Annotated in this window: 23 protein-coding genes; 15 read left to right on the top strand and 8 right to left on the bottom strand. The window is 41.8% G+C overall.

The window, feature by feature from the left end; genetic code table 11:
- Positions 1–4: 4 nt before the first annotated feature.
- The 3 genes from ABUE36_RS13710 (at position 5) to ABUE36_RS13700 (ending at position 2,962) form a co-directional block, all read left to right on the top strand.
- A complete protein-coding gene (locus tag ABUE36_RS13710; RefSeq protein ID WP_421016938.1) occupies positions 5–1,102 on the top strand; it encodes a YycH family regulatory protein in 1,098 nt (365 codons plus the stop codon).
- 14 nt (positions 1,103–1,116) lie between these two features.
- Entirely contained in the window at positions 1,117–2,028 is a 912-nt protein-coding gene (locus tag ABUE36_RS13705) for a two-component system regulatory protein YycI (RefSeq protein ID WP_421016937.1), read from the top strand.
- 145 nt (positions 2,029–2,173) lie between these two features.
- A complete protein-coding gene (locus ABUE36_RS13700; RefSeq protein ID WP_161002127.1) occupies positions 2,174–2,962 on the top strand; it encodes an MBL fold metallo-hydrolase in 789 nt (262 codons plus the stop codon).
- Between the two features lie 87 nt (positions 2,963–3,049).
- Here ABUE36_RS13700 and ABUE36_RS13695 read toward each other — a convergent pair whose 3' ends face one another.
- The 4 genes from ABUE36_RS13695 to ABUE36_RS13680 form a co-directional block, all read right to left on the bottom strand.
- Complete coding sequence (locus tag ABUE36_RS13695; protein ID WP_161002079.1) at positions 3,050–3,691, bottom strand: TetR/AcrR family transcriptional regulator; 642 nt, start codon at positions 3,689–3,691, stop codon at positions 3,050–3,052.
- Positions 3,688–4,632 (bottom strand): oxidoreductase, encoded by a 945-nt coding sequence (locus ABUE36_RS13690; protein ID WP_161002080.1) that lies wholly within the window; start codon positions 4,630–4,632, stop codon positions 3,688–3,690. Before ABUE36_RS13690 ends, ABUE36_RS13695 begins: the two co-directional genes overlap by 4 nt.
- A 191-nt stretch (positions 4,633–4,823) precedes the next feature.
- The gene (locus ABUE36_RS13685) at positions 4,824–6,179 is read right to left on the bottom strand and encodes a threonine/serine ThrE exporter family protein (RefSeq protein ID WP_161002081.1); all 1,356 of its coding nucleotides are present in this window, start codon (positions 6,177–6,179) and stop codon (positions 4,824–4,826) included.
- Between the two features lie 253 nt (positions 6,180–6,432).
- Entirely contained in the window at positions 6,433–7,068 is a 636-nt protein-coding gene (locus tag ABUE36_RS13680) for an HAD family hydrolase (protein ID WP_421016936.1), read from the bottom strand.
- Between the two features lie 241 nt (positions 7,069–7,309).
- On the opposite strand from ABUE36_RS13680, the gene ABUE36_RS13675 reads away from it, so the two are divergent.
- From ABUE36_RS13675 to ABUE36_RS13650, 6 genes are all read left to right on the top strand, one after another.
- Entirely contained in the window at positions 7,310–7,702 is a 393-nt protein-coding gene (locus ABUE36_RS13675) for a winged helix-turn-helix transcriptional regulator (RefSeq protein WP_161002083.1), read from the top strand.
- Between the two features lie 150 nt (positions 7,703–7,852).
- Positions 7,853–8,839, top strand: a complete 987-nt coding sequence (locus tag ABUE36_RS13670) for an IS30 family transposase (RefSeq protein ID WP_191982121.1) — start codon at positions 7,853–7,855, stop codon at positions 8,837–8,839.
- Positions 8,840–8,902: 63 nt separating this feature from the next.
- The gene (locus ABUE36_RS13665; RefSeq protein ID WP_161002084.1) at positions 8,903–9,223 is read left to right on the top strand and encodes a winged helix-turn-helix transcriptional regulator; all 321 of its coding nucleotides are present in this window, start codon (positions 8,903–8,905) and stop codon (positions 9,221–9,223) included.
- A gap of 85 nt (positions 9,224–9,308) precedes the next feature.
- A complete protein-coding gene (locus ABUE36_RS13660) occupies positions 9,309–10,496 on the top strand; it encodes an NADH-dependent flavin oxidoreductase (protein WP_421016935.1) in 1,188 nt (395 codons plus the stop codon).
- 59 nt (positions 10,497–10,555) lie between these two features.
- On the top strand, positions 10,556–11,341 hold the full coding sequence (locus ABUE36_RS13655) for a glucose-1-dehydrogenase (RefSeq protein WP_161002086.1): 786 nt from the start codon (positions 10,556–10,558) through the stop codon (positions 11,339–11,341).
- 76 nt (positions 11,342–11,417) lie between these two features.
- Positions 11,418–12,284 (top strand): GRP family sugar transporter, encoded by an 867-nt coding sequence (locus ABUE36_RS13650; protein ID WP_421016934.1) that lies wholly within the window; start codon positions 11,418–11,420, stop codon positions 12,282–12,284.
- An 85-nt stretch (positions 12,285–12,369) separates the two neighbouring features.
- Here ABUE36_RS13650 and ABUE36_RS13645 read toward each other — a convergent pair whose 3' ends face one another.
- Positions 12,370–12,750, bottom strand: coding sequence for a winged helix-turn-helix transcriptional regulator (locus ABUE36_RS13645; RefSeq protein ID WP_161002088.1), 381 nt, complete (start codon positions 12,748–12,750; stop codon positions 12,370–12,372).
- A gap of 291 nt (positions 12,751–13,041) precedes the next feature.
- On the opposite strand from ABUE36_RS13645, the gene ABUE36_RS13640 reads away from it, so the two are divergent.
- Entirely contained in the window at positions 13,042–14,352 is a 1,311-nt protein-coding gene (locus ABUE36_RS13640) for a S1C family serine protease (protein ID WP_421016933.1), read from the top strand.
- A 246-nt stretch (positions 14,353–14,598) separates the two neighbouring features.
- Positions 14,599–15,519 (top strand): IS30-like element ISLsa1 family transposase, encoded by a 921-nt coding sequence (locus ABUE36_RS13635; RefSeq protein ID WP_011373852.1) that lies wholly within the window; start codon positions 14,599–14,601, stop codon positions 15,517–15,519.
- A gap of 135 nt (positions 15,520–15,654) precedes the next feature.
- Here the strand turns inward: ABUE36_RS13635 and rlmH are convergent, their stop codons facing one another.
- Both rlmH and ABUE36_RS13625 read right to left on the bottom strand, forming a co-directional pair.
- The gene (rlmH, locus tag ABUE36_RS13630; RefSeq protein ID WP_161002089.1) at positions 15,655–16,134 is read right to left on the bottom strand and encodes a 23S rRNA (pseudouridine(1915)-N(3))-methyltransferase RlmH; all 480 of its coding nucleotides are present in this window, start codon (positions 16,132–16,134) and stop codon (positions 15,655–15,657) included.
- A 765-nt stretch (positions 16,135–16,899) separates the two neighbouring features.
- Positions 16,900–17,829: an IS30-like element ISLpl1 family transposase gene (locus ABUE36_RS13625; RefSeq protein WP_096109805.1), complete on the bottom strand. Its 930-nt coding sequence runs from the start codon at positions 17,827–17,829 to the stop codon at positions 16,900–16,902.
- Between the two features lie 129 nt (positions 17,830–17,958).
- Between ABUE36_RS13625 and ABUE36_RS13620 the strand changes: the two genes are divergently transcribed.
- Entirely contained in the window at positions 17,959–18,642 is a 684-nt protein-coding gene (locus tag ABUE36_RS13620; protein ID WP_421016932.1) for a hypothetical protein, read from the top strand.
- A 9-nt stretch (positions 18,643–18,651) separates the two neighbouring features.
- On the opposite strand, the gene ABUE36_RS13615 is transcribed toward ABUE36_RS13620, so the two are convergent.
- Positions 18,652–19,581, bottom strand: a complete 930-nt coding sequence (locus ABUE36_RS13615) for an IS30-like element ISLpl1 family transposase (RefSeq protein ID WP_096109805.1) — start codon at positions 19,579–19,581, stop codon at positions 18,652–18,654.
- A gap of 609 nt (positions 19,582–20,190) precedes the next feature.
- Between ABUE36_RS13615 and ABUE36_RS13610 the strand changes: the two genes are divergently transcribed.
- The 3 genes from ABUE36_RS13610 (at position 20,191) to ABUE36_RS13600 (ending at position 21,938) form a co-directional block, all read left to right on the top strand.
- The gene (locus ABUE36_RS13610) at positions 20,191–20,436 is read left to right on the top strand and encodes a hypothetical protein (protein ID WP_421016931.1); all 246 of its coding nucleotides are present in this window, start codon (positions 20,191–20,193) and stop codon (positions 20,434–20,436) included.
- A gap of 97 nt (positions 20,437–20,533) precedes the next feature.
- Positions 20,534–21,463 (top strand): IS30-like element ISLpl1 family transposase, encoded by a 930-nt coding sequence (locus ABUE36_RS13605; RefSeq protein ID WP_096109805.1) that lies wholly within the window; start codon positions 20,534–20,536, stop codon positions 21,461–21,463.
- Complete coding sequence (locus ABUE36_RS13600) at positions 21,441–21,938, top strand: GrpB family protein (protein WP_421017489.1); 498 nt, start codon at positions 21,441–21,443, stop codon at positions 21,936–21,938. The genes ABUE36_RS13605 and ABUE36_RS13600 overlap by 23 nt, the downstream gene beginning before the upstream one ends.
- The last annotated feature ends 34 nt before the right edge of the window (positions 21,939–21,972 follow it).

The following is a 21,972-nucleotide window of genomic DNA, read 5'->3' as shown; positions in this document are numbered from 1 at the left end:
TAATTTGCCTAATCCAAAAATTAATTTGGTCACCACCGTTAAAAACGAAGTTAAGAATTGGCGCATGACGAATTTTCGCAAGGTTAGCCAAAAGGATAAAGATGCCTATCAAAAATTGCTGAATCAAAAGAACACGGTACAGTTAAGTTACGCCGATAACATTGGCCGCTCTATTTTTAACAGTTCTTATGATCAACGATTGCTTATGTCGCCCACTGCTAAGTTCTCACGAATTTTGTTTTCAACGACGAAACCAGGTGAGCTGTACCTGCTGAACGATAACGACTTAACGATTTATAAAATTAGTGTTTCCAAACAGCAGTTGAGCAAGGTTCGTCGCGTGATTGCCGAGGGAGACAAACGTTATCCAGTTGAGCAGATTACGTCAAAGGATCATACGCTAACTTACTATACTAATGAAGTTCATATTCCTAAGTACAGTTACCTTATTGGTGAACAGAGCGCAAACTTTTTTGTTACGTCGTTGCTGAATTCTGGAGAAGCTACTTCCGTCAGTGTCCAGCGTCATGATGGTCACACGATTTATTTTGACGGTGCGTACAAACGGATGACCGTAAACGATAAGACGGGCGCGGTCATGTTTGAAAACTACAACGCTAAGAATTCAATTTCTCGTGATTTAGGCAGAAACCTAAAGACTTCGTTTGCTGGGTTGAGCAGCACTGGCATGCCGTTGGATTCTGTACGGTATTTTGACAATGAAAACAATGGTCGGGAAGTAACCTACCGTTCGTTTGTCGAAGGATTCCCAATTTTTAATCAAACGGATTTTGGCGCTGTTCAGGTCAAAAACAAAAAGTCTGGTACCGAAGAAATTGACTTTACGTTGACCAATCTTCAGGTGCCACTGCCAACAGATTCCAATAGTAACGTGACGTTGCCAGCAACATCGACAGTGATGGCGCAACTTGAGGCGGCTGGTATTTCGAAAAACAAAATTAAAGATATTGTGCTCGGCTATCAATGGGAAAATAATTACGATTCCAAACAGGTTGTGGATCTACAACCGACTTATTATGTTTACACGAGTGGTAAGTGGCAACTATACACGGATCTGCTTAATGGCGGTGGCACCCAGTAGGAAGGAGGGGCAGTATGGATTTTCGCAGAATTCAATGGATTTTTATTGTGGCCTTTGTAGCCATTAATACTTTTTTGTTTGTAACTTGGCAGAAGAGTGATTCAACCGTAACGGAATCCTCACAACGAAACGCGAATAATGCGACCACCATTCTTCGTGAAATGAAAAATGATGGCATTACGTTTACTACTCCCTCGTCTAAAGAGGCGGAAGGTTATTATGTATCCGCAAAGTCTGGCCTCTCACGTTTGCGCGCAGGTGTTGATAATTTAACCTACCAGGATCTCCGTTTTAACGCTACTGAAATGACCAGCTATCTGCATCAGACATTGACGGTTAGTCCTAAAAAGCCACAAACGCAATTGAACCGGTTTGTTAAGAGCAATACCAACGTCACAGCCGGAGATGAATATGTTTATAGCGCGGAACTTTCTAAAGTTTCTGCCAACGAGGTAGTCTATGTTCAGAAAGTTCCATCCGGCACGATTATGGCGTCTTCTGGTCAATTGCGTTTCCGTATCGGTGCTAAAAATCAGGTGATTAGTTACACACAGAGTTATGTAATTCAGGCTGAACCACTTCGAGAAAAAACCACCACCATTAGCCAACAAAAGGCATTGATTTGGTTATACCAGTACAACGAGTTGCCAAACAGCACGAAGGTATTGTGGTCTAAACTAGCTTACTCACGTTTGTTACGCGTATCGGATAATAATGTGTACGTGCCAACCTGGTTCATTGCCTTGAAGTCGAAGAACACGGATAACGTGGTCATCAAACGGGTCAACGCATTTACCGGCGCTGTTATGAAATCGACAGATTCAACAACTCAGGTGACAAATAGCAGTAGTTCCTCAGGGAGCAGTAGCAGTACATCAAGCATTACCGTGGATAATGAAGATAACACGGCGACTAGCGGAAATTAAAATATGATTGCAGCACTAAAACTACCGCGCATTTCATGTTACGATGAGTGGTAGTTTTTATTTGGACATAAATAATGGAGATGGCTCTGTGATTGATTTAAGTAATCCGTATTCCTTAAACGCAGTATCTACAGATACTGACGAAATGAAGATTAGTGTGCTGGCCAGCGGGAGTACTGGCAACACAACATATATCGAAACGCCCACGCATAAGGTCTTAGTCGACGCCGGACTCTCCGGGAAAAAGATTAATGAGCTGATGCATCAAATTGGGCGTGATTTGAACGATGTCGACAGTTTATTTGTAACGCACGAACATACCGATCATTCCAAGAGTGTTGGTGTTCTGGCGCGGAAATATGGCATTAACGTGTATGCAAACGAAAAAACGTGGAATGCTATTTCTGACAAGGTTGGTAAAATTCCGTTGGACCAAAAGTTTGATCTTGAGGCTGGTGAAATTCAGTCGATGGGAGACTTGGATGTTCAAAGCTTTCCAGTGTCACACGATGCTGTGGACCCTCAATTTTACGAATTACACTCTAACGGCAAATCGTTTGTGATTTTAACAGACACAGGTTATGTGTCTGAACGAATGGCTGGTGTGATTAAAAACGCAGACGCCTATCTATTTGAATGTAATCACGACATGGAAATGTTGCGAATGGGCGGGTACCCATGGCCATTAAAACAACGGATTTTGAGTGATACGGGTCACTTGTCCAACGAAGATGGCGCTAATGCCCTGATGCAGGTGCTGGGAAACCGGACCAAACGAATTTTTCTTGGCCACTTGAGTAAAGAAAACAACATGAAAACGTTGGCTCACTTAACAGTCGCGTCCATGATGGAAGAACATGATTTTGGTGTTGAACATGATTTCCGTATTTTAGATACGGATCCCGATTCAGCAACGAATCTGATGACCTTGTAATATGATGTTTCACGTGTGACATTAAAACAGCTATCAATCCAGTGGCGACCTGCCAAGGACTGATAGCTGTTTTATTTTGTTTGGGCCCTATTTTTGATTTAAAGAATTGTTGAAGAAACCATCGAGATAATCTGTAACGGTTTGCCTAATAAGTGGCAGTTTACTTTCAGGAAATATAAAATTTGATGATAGATCTGTGTTAATAAAAAAACCTAAAACAAGCGCATTAATGGCGCTAAAAAGATTGGCCAGTTGCTGTGGAACAACGCCTGGCAAATGTTGACTTATATTGACGGCCAAATCAGTGCTTGATTGTGACAAATTTGAATTAACCAATTTGAGAGTTTTAGCGTCCGCTCCAGGATTAAGAACCGTTGTTCGAATAGCCATAAGTCTCAAATAGGTTAAAAAACGTTTTGTGTCAAACAGTGAGCATACTGAATCGATGATAATTTTTTTGAATTCGTCAGTTGACATGTCTGCGGTAGCGTTAAATGTTGTGGAAAAAACGCTAATATACTGAGAAAACTTAGTGTTCAGCAAACTGAGAAATAATGCTTCTTTTGTTGGATAATAATTAAAAATAGTACCTTTACTGAGATCACAATGCTGAGCAATATCGCTCATAGTAATTTGACTGTAGTCATTATGATCGAAAAGCTCAGCTGCAGTTGTTAAAATTTTCTCGGCCCGCTGATTTTTTTGAGCAGCCGTTTTTGCGGTTTTCATAGTTTGGTACCCCCAAACATTTTACCATAGTGTACGTCCGTTAATTGTTCGGAAACAGACCAAAGCCGGCGAGCAACAGTTGGATCTTTGGCGCGGGGTGCTTTTGCGATGCCGGGCCAGCCCCACATTTCTAGAAAGCCAGTTGGACCATAGAAATTGCCATCCTCGGCTTGATCACTCGTTGCGGCAAACAATGTTGATAATGCTCCTTTTTCTGCGGGCATCAAAAAGCGATGTGTAATGTCTAAAAAGAAACGGTTGAAGTTATGCTCGCCGGCTCCACGGGACAGGTTGGTTCGGGCACCGCCAGGATGAGCGGCAAAACTGTGCAGTCCCCAGCCATTTTCGTCACTAAGCCGCTGCAATTCTTTGGCGAAGATAACATCTGCCAGCTTTGCCTGACTATAGGCACTGACTGGCGTATATCGTTTTTCTGATTGTAGGTTTTGGAAATTAATTCGCCCACCTTTTTGAGCAATGCTACTAATTGTAACAATTCTAGGATTTTTAGACTTTCTCAATAGTGGAAGCATGAGACCGGTGAGCGCAAATGGACCTAGAAAATCTGTTCCAAATTGTTTTTCGAAACCGTCGACAGTCAACTGTCTGGTTGGTATTTCCATAACACCGGCGTTGTTAATCAATACGTCAATGGATGACACTGTCTTTGACAGGACTTCTACGAAATGGTGAATACTTTCCAGACTAGCAAGGTCGACAGGAATAAACAAAAGTTTTCCAGTATGCGTGACTACGGATTTTTCGATGTCATTTAATACTTGTTGACCTTTTTTAGCGCTGCGTCCCGCCATAATTATAGTTGCATCTTTTTCATAAAGTGCTTTTGTATCTGCTAGGCCAAGACCGCTAGTAGCCCCAGTAATCACGAATGTTTTGTTCTTTTGATTACCCATTTCAGTTGTTGTCCATCTTTGTTTCATATGAGAACCTTCTTTTTAAAATGACTATTGGTCAGTCTGACCAATAGTCATTTTAAATCAAAACAAAGTATTGTCAATATCTAAATAAAAAACATCGCAAAGATGCGATGTTTTACAAGTCAGTATTAAATTTCGGATTACTTCAGCATGGTTTGGATGGCAACGTAAGGGAAATGCCCATAGGTTCATACCTAGTCGAAATGTCGCCAACTCTTATCTAAGATAGCTCGAGCAACGAAGAGTCCTAATGGCAGGAACATGATGATCAAAATCGCTTTTGTCAGCCATAAGGAACCAACCGCAATTTGATTGCTACCAATGTTGAAAACGGCCCGATAAATGTACAATCCAGGGACCATGATAACAATCGAAGGTACAGTCAAAGAAATTCGTGGGTAACCATTGAACCGATTAACCACTGAAGCAATCAGACCTGCCACAAGAGCCCCAAAGAATGCGGCAGATGCTGGCGGAATGTTTGTTAAGTCGACCAGTTCTAGTCGGAGTGTGTTTGCTACGGCGCCGATCAATCCAGCGGTAATCGCCATTTTCTGAGAACTGTTAAACATAATCGAGAACCCGTAAACTCCGAAAAAACTAGCTGGCAAACGTAATAGCATTAAGACTAATGGGGATAATCCAAGCGGCAAGAAGTTGGCAGGTTTAAATCCAAAGATGGTGGCCACTAACCAACCCACTAACGTTGCGACCAGTGTGATCATGATTGCGTAGGCTAGCCGTTCTAGACCAGAACGCATGTCCAGCTTGGAAATGTCCAGCATGCTGGTAATAAACGGAAATCCTGGAATCACGAAGAGGAGCGCGCCAATATAGCCGGCTTCATGTAGCGCCAAGACATGGAAATACATTTCGAAAATCCGGAAAGCAAACATATAGGTTAGACAAGCCACGGCGACACTAACTGCAATGCTAGCAATTACTGTAATCGAATGTTTACCCATCAGAGCGCGAACGAAATTACCAAGTCCTGCACCAATGAAGGTACAGATCATTTCAGGAATACCGCCACCTAGCAAAAAGATAAATGACGCACAGGCAATTGCAGCAGCCAAACCAGAAACTAATGGTGAATATTGTTTCGGTCGTTGTTGAACTTTATCAATGAACTGATGAATTTTCTTAACTGGCAAAAACGAGAAATCGTTATTAAAGTTCTTGACCATTTCCTCTAGAATGTTTAATTTATCGGTGTTAACGCCGGTGCTTGGCAAGGATAACACCTGTGTGTAACTGTGCTCATCGCTGAAACAAGTATAGGAAATCGAGATTAAGCTGATGTCAGCAGAACAGGTTAGTTTTAAGGATCTGGCGACCGTGTTCATTGCTTCTCTGACTCGCCAAGCCCCAGTACCACAGGACAACATTGTGATGCCAATTCGGCCGACAATGGATGCCCGTTCTTGCAAGCTGGCATCACGAGCCTCAACGTCGTTGTCCTCAATCAGATCCTTCCACGGAATTTTCATATGATGTCGTCTTGATAGCGGCACCTCTGGTGTAGAACCCGTATGATTATCTTTATCCATGCTTTCCCCCATAATGACTGAAATAATTCAGATATAGTTTTAATTATGCCAGTATTGGTCTAATCTGCAACTTTTTCCGAGAGTAATATGGCAACAATGCTGTAGTGTAAATAAAAGGTGAACCGTTTCACGTGAAACAAATACCGACTTAGCCAAATTGAAATCCGTTTGGTTAGGTCGGTATTAAAAGTCATTCAATATATAATTTAGATTGCTTCAAAAAAGTGAAGAAGACAGGGAACAATTTGTCAGTTTATTCCGGTAACACAATATGCCTGAAGTCAGCCACACTACGACACGTATAGTCAGGCTTTAACGCAGCCACTTTTTCTGGTTCGATGATGCTACCCCAAAGTGCGGCAGCAATTTTAATGTTAGCTGCGTGAGCGGATGTGATATCGCTTGGCGCATCACCAACGTAGAGAGCATCAGACGCATTAGTGCCAGTTTCTTTCAGGGCTTTGACAATATTTTCAGGTTTGTTAGGTCCTTTTGGAGAACCTGTCAGAATCATTTTGAAATCTTTTGTGAGTCCATATTGTTCAAGTGAAATGTCGGCGCTGGTGCGGGCTTTACCAGTAACGAGGATGTTTTGAAAACCAGCTTTGGCAGTGTCATCAAGCAATTCCTGAATGCCATCAAATGCTTTAGGAGCCATGTATTGCAGTTCTTTGTAGGCTTGCCAATAAGCGTGAATTCCTTCGTCGAAGTGATCAGGAATTAAAGCCTGAATCGTACCTTCCTCACTGGGACCAAACGTCGAGACAATTTCTTCGTCAGAAATGTCGCGGTCTAAAAAAGGGGTTACTGCTTTTTTGAAAGCAGCGATGCAAATTGGAAGTGTGTCGCCGATAGTACCGTCAAAATCATAAATTAAAGTTTTATACATATGAACCTCCAGTAGTGTTCGTTTGAAACGCTCAGTACCATAAGTATACGTTACTCACTGTCAGGATTCTAATTAGGTTAGATTGTAAGCATCAGTGAAAACTTTCTAAACTAGCTAGTCGCCAGCAAATCGAACACTTCAGTTAAGCTCATGGCTAGGTTACCCAAAAGTACCTACTTCACACGTGAAGTTGAAGCCTGTAGACTGGTGAACAACTGATGATGGTTGAGGAGGTGTAAGAATGGCAAAGACATACAATATTGGGGTTGAAGCAACGTTAGAAGTGATTGGTGGTAAGTGGAAACCGATTATTTTGTGCCACTTGGGCAAGGGTCAACAACGCAGCAGTGAGTTACGGCGTGAAATCCCTGACATTACGCAAAAAGTGCTGACCCAACAACTGCGTGAGCTGGAAGGCGATGGCATCATTGTTCGCCATGTTCATGGCACGAAGGCGCCGTTCTGTGTGACGTATGACTTAACGGCGTTTGGCAAAACACTGGGTGGCATTCTGGTTCAAATGTCCGTTTGGGGTGAACAGCGGATTGAGCAATTGAATGAAGCGGGCGAGCCTGTTGAAATTTTAAATCCTGATCACAGCGGTTACGCAGATATTTTGAATCAAGTTGGTTAAATTCAAATGTTTTTTTGGGAAGGTACTCAAAAGTGCCTTCTTTTTTTGTCCGGCGAATTTACAATTGAAATGCAACACAAAGTAAAAAAATAAACCCATACCGGGTAGAATATGTTTAACGACCAAATCAAACAATTCGAGGTATCCGGTATGAGCTATAAACATCTTACTATAAAAGAACGTGAAATACTTATGTTTTTACGAGCTAAGGGGTTATCTATCCGGGCTGTTGCGTTACGGCTGGGGCGAAATCCAAGCACTATTTCACGGGAGTTAAAACGTTGTGCAGGTAATTATTCCCCAAGCAAAGCAGATAATGACTATCATCAAAAGCGGCAGAATTGTCACAAGAAGCGGCTATTAGACAGCCATCCACAATTACGCCGTCAAATTGTTCATTACATCTTAGATCTGCACTGGTCACCAGAGCAGATTACCGCTCGCTTTAATAAGGAACATCAATGGTGTGTTAGCTACAACACAATTTACCGTCATATCTATCAACACAATTTAGGTGAGAAGTACTCCTCACGTGGTGATACCGGTATTCAGCGCCATCTCAGACATAAACATCGGACTCGGCATTCAAAGAATACTAGACGACATCGAGAAGTACAGACCGACTATATCTCGATCCATGAGCGCCCTGGTTTTATCAACCAGCGTCAACGTATAGGTGACTGGGAAATTGATACTGTGATTGGTCGAACGGGTCACTCCATCCTTTTAACGATTGTCGATCGGCTTAGTCGGCTTACGCTTATCAAAAAGGTTGTGCAAAAGGACTCGCAGGAGATAAATAAAGGCTTAGTTGAACTGTTAGGGGCCATTCCTAAAGAATTTGTTCATTCTATTACACCAGATCATGGGACCGAATTTCTTCATCTTGATGAAATCAGCGAAAGGTTAGGTGTTACTGTCTATTGGCCCGATCCATATTCGCCTGAACAGCGTGGAACAAATGAGAATACAAATGGATTAATCCGGGAATATTTTCCCAAGCGAACAGATATTGATAATTATACAGAACAGGACGTTGAACACTGCCAAAAGCAGTTAAATCAACGTCCTCGCAAAGTGTTAAACTATGAAACCCCATATGAAGTATTTTTTGACAAACCGTTGCACTTAGTTTGACAATTCGCCCCATACAGAGTCAGTACACTAGCGTCATTCACTTGAGGAATTGGAGGATGGCTAATGGATGATGAAGATAAAGGGCTCCGTTATACAACCAGCGTATTAGCTGGCACGTGTCGACCATTGATTGTGACAGCACTGCTAGATGGCCCACAATCGCTACTGAATTTATATCAACACTTACCGAAACGTAATTTGTGTTCGTTTGTCTTTCAACTATGTAGTTTATGGCGAAATGGTCTGATCCAACTTCGGTTGACGACACATCGGGGATTAAGCTGTCGGTTAACAAAAGCCGGTCAATCAACGCGCCCGTTTTTATTATTAATGGCTGAATGGGGTAAACATCGTCAGGAAGCAGCTACTGACAGATCAATTTAATGGTACTAAAAAGTGCCTTATTTCAGTTTTAGATGGCAGCCATTAAACTATGAATCATTCAAGAAAACAGAGGGAGAGAAAAGTTATGAAATATCAATTTGAACAACCATATACGTTTGCCAACGGCGTCACGATTAAAAACCGCGTGGTGATGGCACCAACCACCACAACGTCCAGTTATTATGATGGTCATGTGACTAATGAAGAAATTGACTACTATAAGATGCGCGCCGGTGGTGTTGGCATGGTAGTCGCTGAGGTTGCCAATGTTGTGCCTGGTGGGAAGGGATTTGAAGGCGAGCTATCGATTGCAGATGATAGCGACATTGACGGATTGGCAGAGATGGCCCGTGCAATCAAACGGAACGGGACAAAGGCTGTGCTACAGATTTTTCATGCCGGGCGAAAATCAAATTCACAGATTTTACGGGGCACGCAAACTGTCAGTGCCAGTGCGGTAAAACCTAATCGTCCTGAAGATGCGGAAACACCACGAGCGTTGTCCGAAACGGAAATTGAGTCAATCATTCAGGCATTTGCCGACGCGACTCACAGGGCAATTGAAGCGGGTTTCGATGGCGTTGAACTCCATGGCGCTAACACTTATCTACTGCAGCAATTTTACTCACCGCATTCCAACCGCCGCGAAGACCGTTGGGGTGGTAATCGTGACAAACGGATGAATTTTGCAAGAGCCGTTATTCAGTCCGTTCACGAAGTTATTTCCCAGGAAACGAATGGCAAGTTCTTGCTAGGTTATCGGATTTCGCCGGAAGAAATCGGCGAGCTGGGTATTCGTTTGGATGACACGATGGCTTTTGTCGAAATGCTGAGTGAGACACCAATTGATTATGTACACACCTCAATGGGATCTGCATGGCGCACTTCGTTGAATGACGCAACGGATAAGGAACCGATTTTGGACAAAATAGTTCGGCAGTTAGATGGCCGTAAACCATTGATAAGTGTGGGATCGATTGAAACGCCTGATGATGCTGAAAAGGTGTTGGCTGCTGGTGCTAGTTTTGCGGCAATCGGTCGTGAAATGATTCGTGAACCGCAATGGTACGAAAAGGTTGCTGGGGATGATGAAGATAGTATTCGCTACCAGATTTCACCGTTTGAAATGGACGAGTTGGGTATCCCAGTAGCGATGCAGCACTATTTAAAAGGTGCATTCTATTCGGTTATGCACTTTAGCAATGATCACACACCGGTTGTGGACTATACGAATTCGGTCGCGCCGATGGAAGGCTTTGAGAAGAAAATGTAAGGAACTAAATGGTCGGACAGAGTTCAGATTATTAACGAGAAGATTCGGAGGAAAAGAAAATGTATTCAGATTTAAAGAACAAAATAGCGGTTGTAACAGGCGGCTCAAAGGGTATTGGTCAGGCAATTGCAAAACGCTTTGGCGAAGAGCACATGTCAGTTGTTATCAATTATCGGTCAGATAAAACGGGTGCTGATGAAGCGGTCAAACTGATTGAAGAAAATGGTGGCCAAGCAGTCGCCGTTCAAGCAGATATTAGCGAAGAAGACGGTGCCACGGCATTGCTAAATGCTGCGCTAAATAACTTTGGTACGCTTGATGTATGGGTTAACAACGCGGGGATGGAAAACCGTGTTGCGACAAACGAAATGCCACTATCAGATTGGCAACGCGTGTTGAACATTAATCTAACGGGTGTTTTCTTAGGATCACGCGCAGCACTGGATTATTTCGTGAAGAACGATAAGAAGGGCAATATTATCAACATGTCCTCTGTTCATGAACAAATTCCGTGGCCTGGCTTTGCCCATTACGCTGCTTCAAAAGGTGGCGTGAAATTATTCAATGAGACGATTGCGATGGAATATGCCAACCGTGGTGTGCGTGTAAATGCCATTGGCCCTGGCGCCATCAACACGCCAATCAACGCTGCTAAGTTTGCTGATCCACAACAAATGAAGGACACGCTAGAAATGGTACCAATGAAACGAATCGGTGATCCAGAAGATGTTGCGGCCGCTGCAGCGTGGTTGGCATCTGATCAATCTAGTTACGTTACAGGTGTGACTCTGTTTGTGGATGGTGGGATGACGCTGTATCCTTCATTCCAGAACGGTAAGGGTTAGCGTTCAAGGATTTATGATGAGATAAAAAATGCGGCTAGTATAAGGCTGCCATATCGACAGAAGAGAGGTTTCGATTGTGAGTATTTTGATTGGATTGATTCCGGCAATTGCGTGGGGCGTTTTGCCCATCGTGGTAACTAAAATTGGTGGGAAGCCCGTTAATCAGATTATTGGCACGACATTTGGTACCTTTATTGTGGCCATCATCACGTGGTTATTCATTCGCCCAGAAATTGGCGTTGGTCAGTTTTGGCTGACTGTTTTGTCTGGTGCTTCGTGGGCATTTGGACAGTATCTTCAGTACATGGCGTTTCAGCGAATCGGTGTTTCGAAGGCGATGCCAATTTCTACGGGGCTGCAATTAGTTGGCACGTCGTTGTTGGGGGTACTGGCATTCGGCGAATGGTCTGGCTCTGTGGAATTATTGATCGGCTTTATTGCGCTAGTGGTTATTGTTGTTGGCATTGTGCTAACGACAGTTGATGGCGCCAAACAAACGGATGAAAAACGACCATCAATTTGGGTGACAATTTTGATCTTTGCACTATCTACTCTGGGGTATGTGGGATACTCAGCCTTTCCACGTTTGGCAAACGTATCCGGATGGCAGGGATTCTTACCACAAGGATTGGGAATGGCTTTGATGGCACTTGTACTGACGCTTGTGACGGCTGGCCCGCATATTTTGAGTGAACGGGTTACGTGGATTAGCTTGATTGATGGTGTTGTTTTTTCCATTGCTGCGCTGACGTATCTGATTTCGGCTCAACGAAATGGCGTGGCCACTGGTTTCACACTTTCACAAATGAATGTTGTGTTGGCAACACTTGGCGGCATCTTCATTTTACGTGAGCACCGCACTCCTCGAGGCCTAGTATGGACGGTTGTTGGTCTGCTATTGGTCGTGGTCGGTGGTGTCATGATTGGTAACATGGCCGTGTAATGACTAGTTGACGATTGGTTAAAGACAAAAAGAAAACAACGGTTTGATTCGACGTTTATGACGCGAAATCAAACCGTTGTTTGCGTTAATTTTCATAACCATCATGATTAGGGAAGAGCAACGAGGCGTTTTGCCCCTGCGATTGAAGAATCTTAATTCGATCCTCGCCCCATTCCGACATGGCAATAAGCACGTTGTTCAGCGTTTTACCGTATTCGGTCACGCTATATTCAACGTGTGGCGGCACTTCGTTGAATACTTTCCGGGTGACAATGCCGTCGTGCTCCAGCTCACGCAGTTGTTCAGTCAGAACTTTGGGCGAAATGCCAGTGACATTTCGCCGAATATCGGCTGTCCGCATGGGCCCGTGTCCTAAGTGGCATAAAATGAGCGGTTTCCATTTGTTTCCCATGACGGCTAGTGTGGCCTGAACGCCGTTTTTGTAAATTGGTTCAGCTTCACTCATGTGTTAATTTGCTCCTCGTCTATTATGGCATGAATGCTACACCACTTATGTTTAAAAATAAAACGAAAAAGTTAGACCTTTCAAACGGCGCGAGGGGGGTGTAAAACTTACCTGAAGCAGAGGCGTCATTGGCAGTTTGTAAATGAAACAATAATTAAGCCAAATAGTCACCATTAGAAAAAATATGAGTTTGCGAGGCATCCGTTTAAGCCCGCTTTAAGTTGAAACTGTATAATGGTCTCTGTAGAGTAATCAATTTTTAGAGGAGGTAGCGAATTTTCGCAAAAGCCTATGGATTATAATGACGAGAATAAGCAAACAGGTGGGCAAGGACCACAACGTCCACGCAAATCAAATTCAGGTTTAGTGAAGGTCGGCATTGTTGGCTTAGTTGCCGGATTATTAGGTGGTGGTATTGCCTATGGGGGTGCCTCTGCCCTGAATAACAATAATAATGGTGATACGTCATATAAAAATGGAACGACTAAGGTCGCCAATGTCACTGTAAAGAGCAACTCCGATGCTACGAAGGCCTTTAGCAAGGTTAAGGGCGCGGTTGTTTCGGTTGTTAACATGCAGAAGCAGTCATCATCAAGTGATAGCGAAGGCTTGTACGGTATCTTTGGTGGTGGCTCATCATCAAATTCAAGTGGTAGTGACTCAGATTCCTCATCTAGCAAATCATCTTTGGAAACCGCTAGTGAAGGTTCCGGGGTTGTTTATAAGAAATCCGGAAATGATGCCTATATTGTGACGAACAATCACGTGGTCTCAGGTTCCAGTGCCTTGGAAATTATTCTCAGCAACGGGAAGAAGATTTCAGGTAAGCTAGTTGGCACGGACTCCACGACTGATTTAGCTGTTATCCGTGTGGATGCTAAGTACATCAACACGGTTGCTCAATTCGGTGATTCCACTGCGATTCAGGCTGGCCAATCTGTCCTAGCCATCGGGTCACCACTTGGGTCACAGTATGCAACATCAGTGACTGAAGGGATTATTTCCGCCAAGAAACGAACGGTGCCAGTAGAAGATGAATCTGGTAATCAAACTGGGGATGCGACCGTTATTCAAACGGACGCAGCAATCAACCCTGGTAACTCTGGTGGGGCATTGATCAACTTATCTGGTCAGGTCATCGGTATCAACTCAATGAAGTTGGCGTCATCTTCGAGTGGTACGTCGGTTGAAGGGATTGGATTTGCGATTCCTTCTAACGAAGTTGTGTCCATCATTAATCAATTAATTACAAATGGTAAGGTTATTCGTCCAGCGTTGGGTGTCGGACTTGTGGATCTTTCAAATGTCGACAGTACCAGCCAAAAGAATACTTTGAAGCTGCCAAGCAGTGTAACTGGCGGTGTTGTGCTAGTTAAAATTTACAACAATTCGGCTGCTGAAAAGTCCGGCCTGAAGAAGTACGATGTTATTACCGAGATAGATGGTACCAAGGTAACGTCACAAGCAGACTTACGTGATGTGCTTTATAACCATAAGATTGGGGATAAAGTTTCCGTGAAATACTATCGTGATGGTCAACAAAAGACCGGTACGATAACGTTGAGCGAGAGTACGAGTCAATTAAGTAGTTCAAGCAAGTAGATCTTTTAAAGAGTAATTGTGGAAAACAATTACTCTTTTTTTGTGTCTTCGGGGATTTCACAAACTCAAATTGAATCATGATAATCATTTCCTGGGAAATTTGATTACTTTCTATTTAGTCTAAACGACTGGTATGGGTGTATTTATAGGCAAATTCTATAATTAATCCGAACAGAAATTAAAAAGCCCAAAGTAATCACTTACAATGGTAGTAGCTAATTCCAACCAATATAGGGAGTGATTACTTTGGGTACATCTACTTTATCACGTTTTCAACGTGGCGCACTAGCACAACTGGTCAATGAGGGGAATAAATCTTACCAAGTAATGGCTGACGCCTTAGGCGTCGCCAAAGCTACGATTAGCTATGAGTTGGACCGGGTTAAACCTTATGATCCAGAATTAGCTCAGCAAGATGCAGATCGCAAAAGGCGGAATTGCGGTCGTCGTTCGATGCTGACGGCAGCATTAGCGACTTTAATTACCAATCACTTACGATTAACCTGGTCACCAGAAACCATTGCGGCCGCTTATAACTTGAGCACTGCGTCAATTTATAATTGGCTTAATCGTGGCTGGCTCCCCTTCAAATTGACTGATCTACCCAATCGGAATGTCCGCCAGCACCGAGTGAGCGAAAATCGTGGGAAATTTACAAGTGGGACTTCCATCGAACAACGGCCAACAACTGTTAATCAACGATTAGCTTTTGGTCATTGGGAAGTAGATACGGTGCTTTCTAGTCGAAGTGAGTCACGATCATGTCTGGTTACATTCGTAGAACGTAAGACCCGACTTCTATGGGCCATCAAAGCCCCTAATAGAACGGCTAAGGCTCTAAACACCGCCTTTGGCAAGTTTATGGGGGCCTTCGGTCCCCAAGTAAAATCCATTACTGTTGATCATGGTAAAGAGTTTGCCAATTATCAGGCCTTAGAACAGGATTATCAGATCAAAGTTTATTTTTGCCATCCATATTCACCATGGGAGCGAGGTTCCAATGAATATTTTAATAGACGGTTACGCTGGTTCTTCCCGAAAAAGACCAATTTTAGCCAAGTAACGACTGATGAGATCCTAGCAGCACTTGAACTAATTAATCAACGACCATTAAAAATACATCATCAACAGACTGCCATTGAAAGATTCCGGGCTTGTTCGGATTAAACTTGTAATTTGCCATTGTGATGAGATGCTGTCTAAATCAATTTTCAAATTACTATCCCCTTTTACTTTATCAAGAAATATCTTTAGATTATTTATGATACGGACTTCTGTATCGCTTATCCTTGCGGTACCACATCACTTATGATATGGCGAGCCCGAGTTAATCATAAATGCCCTGTATATCTGCTCACTCAGCACTAGACGCATCAGCTGATGTGGCAATGTAAACTTACCAAATGAAATTTGTGCGTTTGCACGCTTCAAAACTGCGGGTGTTAGTCCCAGTGAGCCGCCGATAACGAACGTTATGTCAGAATGTCCGTACGTTCCTAAGTCCTCTATCTCCTTGGCAAACGCCTCTGATGTCCGTTCCTTGCCTAAAATAGCCAACGCATAGACATATTCTTTATCTTTAATATGATCCAGAATTCGCTCCCCTTCTTTAGCCATAACCGTATCCATTTCGGACTGGCTTAAAGATTCGGGAGCTTTTTCGTCCGCAACTTCGACAATTTCAAACTTACAAAACTTAGACAAACGTTTCGCATATTCTGCAATGCCCTGCTTAAAATACTTTTCTTTCAGTTTTCCAACACCAATAATCTTGATATTCACGTGTATATACTCCGTTTCTAAATTTTGTTTTCATCCACAAGCACATCTGTTATGAAAAAGTTATCCACAGCTTTTACTTTTCCTTAACTTTCTTTACCAAAAATAATCGATTTTGCGACGCTATGTGACGCTGTCATTTTAACCTGTGAATAAAAGTTATCCACAGTTATCCACAAGGCATCTTCACACGAACACGCAGCCCGTAACCATTGATAATAAAGGGTTTTAAAATCGAACAGAGGTTTTTATGACCACTTATCCACCGCACTTTTTTGACCTGTGGATAACTTTTCCCACTGTTTCGAAATCCTTAGTTTTCGGCATTTATCCCCAATTCACAAACTTATCCACAGTTTTCCACATAGTTATCCACACCTGTGCAAAACAATTTTTTCATTGCATTTTTCGAAACGAACCACTTTATTTTTCATGGCTTAGTTTGTTCGGAAAACTCGATGCTTTTATGGGGCAATTTGCCGAAAATGGGTAATGTCCCAGGAAAACATTCGGTTTTCCAAATTGGACACCAGCTAACTAAACGATAACTACAGAATGCTGTTTACGTGACGGTGATTATTATGCAGAATTAATCCTGCATATTTACACTTTATTCTGTATAAAGACAGTTTATCCACACCACGTTTCGTTGTTTTATCCCACATTCCGTGACTTTCTCGTTTTCAAAAGTATACATTACATTATTCATTTGTGGATTGTTTACCACCTAATTATAGATAAAAAAAGCTTATAAGGTAGATTGCAAATTTAATCCGAATTTTTGGACAAATTGGTCAGCATAACCTGATACGGTGTTTTCCAGTCAAGTATTTTAAGCGGTCTCTGGTTAATTTGGAGTAACGTCGTCGTTAAATCTTGAGCACTAATGTGCTCAAAACGAGTCCCCTTAGGATAAAAATAACGTAAATTCCGATTAAAGCGTTCATTACTACCACGTTCAGCTGGCGTATAAGCATGACAGTAATAGGTCTTAATACCATATTGTGATTCAAATGATACTAGCCCACTAAACTCAGTACCACGGTCCACAGTAAAACTGTGCACCGGTCCATTAAAAGTTGTTAGGAACTTAGTCAGTGCTTCATTAACACTCGCTGTCGTTCGGTCCTTTAACCGATATGCCCAAAGGAACCGTGATTTGCGATCGATTAAAGTTAATAAAACTGCCTTACTATGCCCACGAGGGCCAACGACGGTATCTAGTTCAAAATCACCGATGCGATTACGTTGATTAATCATCATGGGACGCTGTTCAATCGATCGCCCCAAAGATTGATTATATTTGGATCGTTGGTCAACGTTACGCCGTTGGCGTACGCCATGTTCAGGTAGATCATTCAAGGAGAAACCAATTCTCCCCTGATTTAGCCAATTATAAATAGATTTAGTCGCTAGTTTAAATTCGTGAGCAATCATTCCTGGTGACCAGCTTAGATGTAAATGGTTGAGAATTGTTTGCTTTAACTCATCGCTCAGCTTAGTTTTCCGACCACATCGTGATCGCTTGTATTCGGCATCTGTTTGTGCTAATTCAGCCTGATAAGGTTGACATCGAGATAATTCATAAGAAATTGTTGACGGTGATCGGTTCAGCCGAACGCCCATTTGGATATTGGACAGCCCTAGTTCACAAAAGGTTTCGATTTTAATTCGTTCGGAATAGGTTATACTAGACAAAAGATCAGCTCCTAAAAGATGGGTTTGTTGTAAACACCATTTTAAAGGAAGCTGATCTTTTTTGTCCGAACAGCGTTCGGATTAATTTTACAATCTACTCAATTAAAAAAATTAAATAGCAATGAAATTATGGATGTAATTGTAGAATACTTTGAGGACAAGCCAATTGCACATATTATCGCTAAAAATCAAATAGATGGAGTTTCGGAAAAAAATCTAATAAGGACCTTTCCGAGATTGATTTTTCACAACAAATGTTCTAAGTGTGGTGGAGAAGTAAGGACGAGATTGCTTTCTAGAACTAGAAAATATAGATATGAAGATATGTGTTTAAGCTGTGGCTTTACAGAATACGTTAAACATGAAGAATTAAATAATATATTGGCAGATAGTGTTGCAACGAAGGCAATAGCTTCTGAATATGAGTATTCAGATGTAAACCAACGTAATTATCAGGATTTAAACCTTAAAGAGAGAACACTGCTTGCTGCATGTTTATGGCAAGTTAAAAAAGTGGACAACGAGCTGTGTCCTCAGTGGGAAGAGAGCAAGTTGAGGATAGTTTCAGATATTGCTGATTCGTATGGATACTTTCGATTTTTAGCAAATAGGAAAATTGTACAAGTAAGCCCTACGTCTAAAAAAGAAGGATTTGATTTTAACGAAGACAAAAAGCCAACTATTTATAATATTGATGTTGTTAATTATGTATTAAATGTAAACAATGTGAGCGAAAAAGATTTATTCTTTCCAGAAGTAAAAAACGATAAAATGATTGATGAATTTTATGACTGCCGGGTAGAATTAGGGTAGATTGCAAATTTAATCCGAATTTTTGGACAAATTGGTCAGCATAACCTGATACGGTGTTTTCCAGTCAAGTATTTTAAGCGGTCTCTGGTTAATTTGGAGTAACGTCGTCGTTAAATCTTGAGCACTAATGTGCTCAAAACGAGTCCCCTTAGGATAAAAATAACGTAAATTCCGATTAAAGCGTTCATTACTACCACGTTCAGCTGGCGTATAAGCATGACAGTAATAGGTCTTAATACCATATTGTGATTCAAATGATACTAGCCCACTAAACTCAGTACCACGGTCCACAGTAAAACTGTGCACCGGTCCATTAAAAGTTGTTAGGAACTTAGTCAGTGCTTCATTAACACTCGCTGTCGTTCGGTCCTTTAACCGATATGCCCAAAGGAACCGTGATTTGCGATCGATTAAAGTTAATAAAACTGCCTTACTATGCCCACGAGGGCCAACGACGGTATCTAGTTCAAAATCACCGATGCGATTACGTTGATTAATCATCATGGGACGCTGTTCAATCGATCGCCCCAAAGATTGATTATATTTGGATCGTTGGTCAACGTTACGCCGTTGGCGTACGCCATGTTCAGGTAGATCATTCAAGGAGAAACCAATTCTCCCCTGATTTAGCCAATTATAAATAGATTTAGTCGCTAGTTTAAATTCGTGAGCAATCATTCCTGGTGACCAGCTTAGATGTAAATGGTTGAGAATTGTTTGCTTTAACTCATCGCTCAGCTTAGTTTTCCGACCACATCGTGATCGCTTGTATTCGGCATCTGTTTGTGCTAATTCAGCCTGATAAGGTTGACATCGAGATAATTCATAAGAAATTGTTGACGGTGATCGGTTCAGCCGAACGCCCATTTGGATATTGGACAGCCCTAGTTCACAAAAGGTTTCGATTTTAATTCGTTCGGAATAGGTTATACTAGACAAAAGATCAGCTCCTAAAAGATGGGTTTGTTGTAAACACCATTTTAAAGGAAGCTGATCTTTTTTGTCCGAACAGCGTTCGGATTAATTTTACAATCTACTTTAGGAATATCTGCTATTAAACAAGTTATTAAATCAAAACTTAAAGACATAGATTTAGATGATTTAGATATTGTGTTGACGAGGTATTTAGAGTCGTTTGCGATTGGAAGTTTAGTTTTACTTGCAAAAGAGGCAGTGTATGAATTTTGTTGGTATCGCAAAAATAATTCTAATATTAGTTTTAAGGAGTTTTTTATACGACACGTCGAGGAAGCAATTGTTGAAGAGCGGTCGGTAAACATAGATCTTGAATCGCTTGGATATACTAATAGTTATTGGTACAATGTTCTGTTTTATAAGGTTACAAAGTTAGGTAGTGATGGTTTTGAAAAAGTTCCGAATAAGGATATTGAATTCATGAATTAATGAGACTTGGCCAGTACTACCACATAAGTATGATGTGAATCGTTGTATTACAAGCGACAGCAAAATAACAGCCACTAGCTAATTCTTCGTTTCATCCTGTCTGAAACAAGCACAAAAATTTTAAAAAAATAAGAGACGTAAACGTTGATGACGGAGAGTTTGCGGAGGAATAAAGGTTCGGCTGTTTGTCACGCTAATTCAATCAGGGCCGATGAAGCCGAATCATTAGTCAAAGAGAAGTTATTACGAACGCTGAGCTTAAATGATTTTGGTGACTCTGTTATTCAACAAATGAAACAGACGCGAGATGAACGTTTGGAATCGCTCAAGCGAGAACAAGAAGCCAATTCTGTTAAGCAAGAGACCCTGAAGCAAAATATCGTTAAGTAGTAGATTGTAAAATTAATCCGAACGCTGTTCGGACAAAAAAGATCAGCTTCCTTTAAAATGGTGTTTACAACAAACCCATCTTTTAGGAGCTGATCTTTTGTCTAGTATAACCTATTCCGAACGAATTAAAATCGAAACCTTTTGTGAACTAGGGCTGTCCAATATCCAAATGGGCGTTCGGCTGAACCGATCACCGTCAACAATTTCTTATGAATTATCTCGATGTCAACCTTATCAGGCTGAATTAGCACAAACAGATGCCGAATACAAGCGATCACGATGTGGTCGGAAAACTAAGCTGAGCGATGAGTTAAAGCAAACAATTCTCAACCATTTACATCTAAGCTGGTCACCAGGAATGATTGCTCACGAATTTAAACTAGCGACTAAATCTATTTATAATTGGCTAAATCAGGGGAGAATTGGTTTCTCCTTGAATGATCTACCTGAACATGGCGTACGCCAACGGCGTAACGTTGACCAACGATCCAAATATAATCAATCTTTGGGGCGATCGATTGAACAGCGTCCCATGATGATTAATCAACGTAATCGCATCGGTGATTTTGAACTAGATACCGTCGTTGGCCCTCGTGGGCATAGTAAGGCAGTTTTATTAACTTTAATCGATCGCAAATCACGGTTCCTTTGGGCATATCGGTTAAAGGACCGAACGACAGCGAGTGTTAATGAAGCACTGACTAAGTTCCTAACAACTTTTAATGGACCGGTGCACAGTTTTACTGTGGACCGTGGTACTGAGTTTAGTGGGCTAGTATCATTTGAATCACAATATGGTATTAAGACCTATTACTGTCATGCTTATACGCCAGCTGAACGTGGTAGTAATGAACGCTTTAATCGGAATTTACGTTATTTTTATCCTAAGGGGACTCGTTTTGAGCACATTAGTGCTCAAGATTTAACGACGACGTTACTCCAAATTAACCAGAGACCGCTTAAAATACTTGACTGGAAAACACCGTATCAGGTTATGCTGACCAATTTGTCCAAAAATTCGGATTAAATTTGCAATCTACCATTTAAGTGATGTACCTATTTACCGAATTAATCATATTGGTAGCACGTCGGTTCCTGGATTAGTTGCCAAACCGACAGTTGATATTCTATTAGAACTAGCACAACCGTATTCTTTAGATGTAATAGCGCGAATTTTAAGACCATCATGGAATGTAATGTCCAAAAATGATGACGAGGGGACACTCGACCTTAACAAGGGGTACACCCCAGCTGGTTTTGCCGAGAAAGTTTTTCATTTGCATATCAAGCCAGCTGGTGACTGGGAAGAACTCTATTTTCGTGATTATTTAAGTGCCCACACTGAGATAGCAGGGCAATATGGTGAGCTGAAATTAAGCTTGGAAAAGAAGTTCAAACATAATCGAGGCGCTTATACAGTGGCCAAAACAGTCTTTGTGACCACCTATACACAAAAAGCTCGAGAAGAGTTTGGCGGACGTTATCGTCCAAAGGCTATTTAAAAACATTGAACATAATCAAAAGGCGATACCAATG

Source organism: Furfurilactobacillus cerevisiae (assembly GCF_048961765.1).
GTDB lineage: Bacteria > Bacillota > Bacilli > Lactobacillales > Lactobacillaceae > Furfurilactobacillus > Furfurilactobacillus milii_A.
This window is presented reverse-complemented; position numbering and strand designations above follow the sequence as displayed.

What these genes read in the sequence shown, in the direction of transcription:
- ABUE36_RS13705 (WP_421016937.1), top strand. Translation starts at nt 1,117, where the DNA reads ATGGATTTTCGCAGAATTCAATGGATTTTTATTGTGGCCTTTGTAGCC.
- ABUE36_RS13620 (WP_421016932.1), top strand. Translation starts at nt 17,959, where the DNA reads ATGGATGTAATTGTAGAATACTTTGAGGACAAGCCAATTGCACATATT.
- ABUE36_RS13660 (WP_421016935.1), top strand. Translation starts at nt 9,309, where the DNA reads ATGAAATATCAATTTGAACAACCATATACGTTTGCCAACGGCGTCACG.
- ABUE36_RS13670 (WP_191982121.1), top strand. Translation starts at nt 7,853, where the DNA reads ATGAGCTATAAACATCTTACTATAAAAGAACGTGAAATACTTATGTTT.
- ABUE36_RS13685 (WP_161002081.1), bottom strand. Translation starts at nt 6,179, where the DNA reads ATGGATAAAGATAATCATACGGGTTCTACACCAGAGGTGCCGCTATCA.
- ABUE36_RS13665 (WP_161002084.1), top strand. Translation starts at nt 8,903, where the DNA reads ATGGATGATGAAGATAAAGGGCTCCGTTATACAACCAGCGTATTAGCT.
- ABUE36_RS13640 (WP_421016933.1), top strand. Translation starts at nt 13,042, where the DNA reads ATGGATTATAATGACGAGAATAAGCAAACAGGTGGGCAAGGACCACAA.
- ABUE36_RS13695 (WP_161002079.1), bottom strand. Translation starts at nt 3,691, where the DNA reads ATGAAAACCGCAAAAACGGCTGCTCAAAAAAATCAGCGGGCCGAGAAA.
- ABUE36_RS13690 (WP_161002080.1), bottom strand. Translation starts at nt 4,632, where the DNA reads ATGAAACAAAGATGGACAACAACTGAAATGGGTAATCAAAAGAACAAA.
- ABUE36_RS13675 (WP_161002083.1), top strand. Translation starts at nt 7,310, where the DNA reads ATGGCAAAGACATACAATATTGGGGTTGAAGCAACGTTAGAAGTGATT.
- ABUE36_RS13680 (WP_421016936.1), bottom strand. Translation starts at nt 7,068, where the DNA reads ATGTATAAAACTTTAATTTATGATTTTGACGGTACTATCGGCGACACA.
- ABUE36_RS13655 (WP_161002086.1), top strand. Translation starts at nt 10,556, where the DNA reads ATGTATTCAGATTTAAAGAACAAAATAGCGGTTGTAACAGGCGGCTCA.
- ABUE36_RS13700 (WP_161002127.1), top strand. Translation starts at nt 2,174, where the DNA reads ATGAAGATTAGTGTGCTGGCCAGCGGGAGTACTGGCAACACAACATAT.
- ABUE36_RS13645 (WP_161002088.1), bottom strand. Translation starts at nt 12,750, where the DNA reads ATGAGTGAAGCTGAACCAATTTACAAAAACGGCGTTCAGGCCACACTA.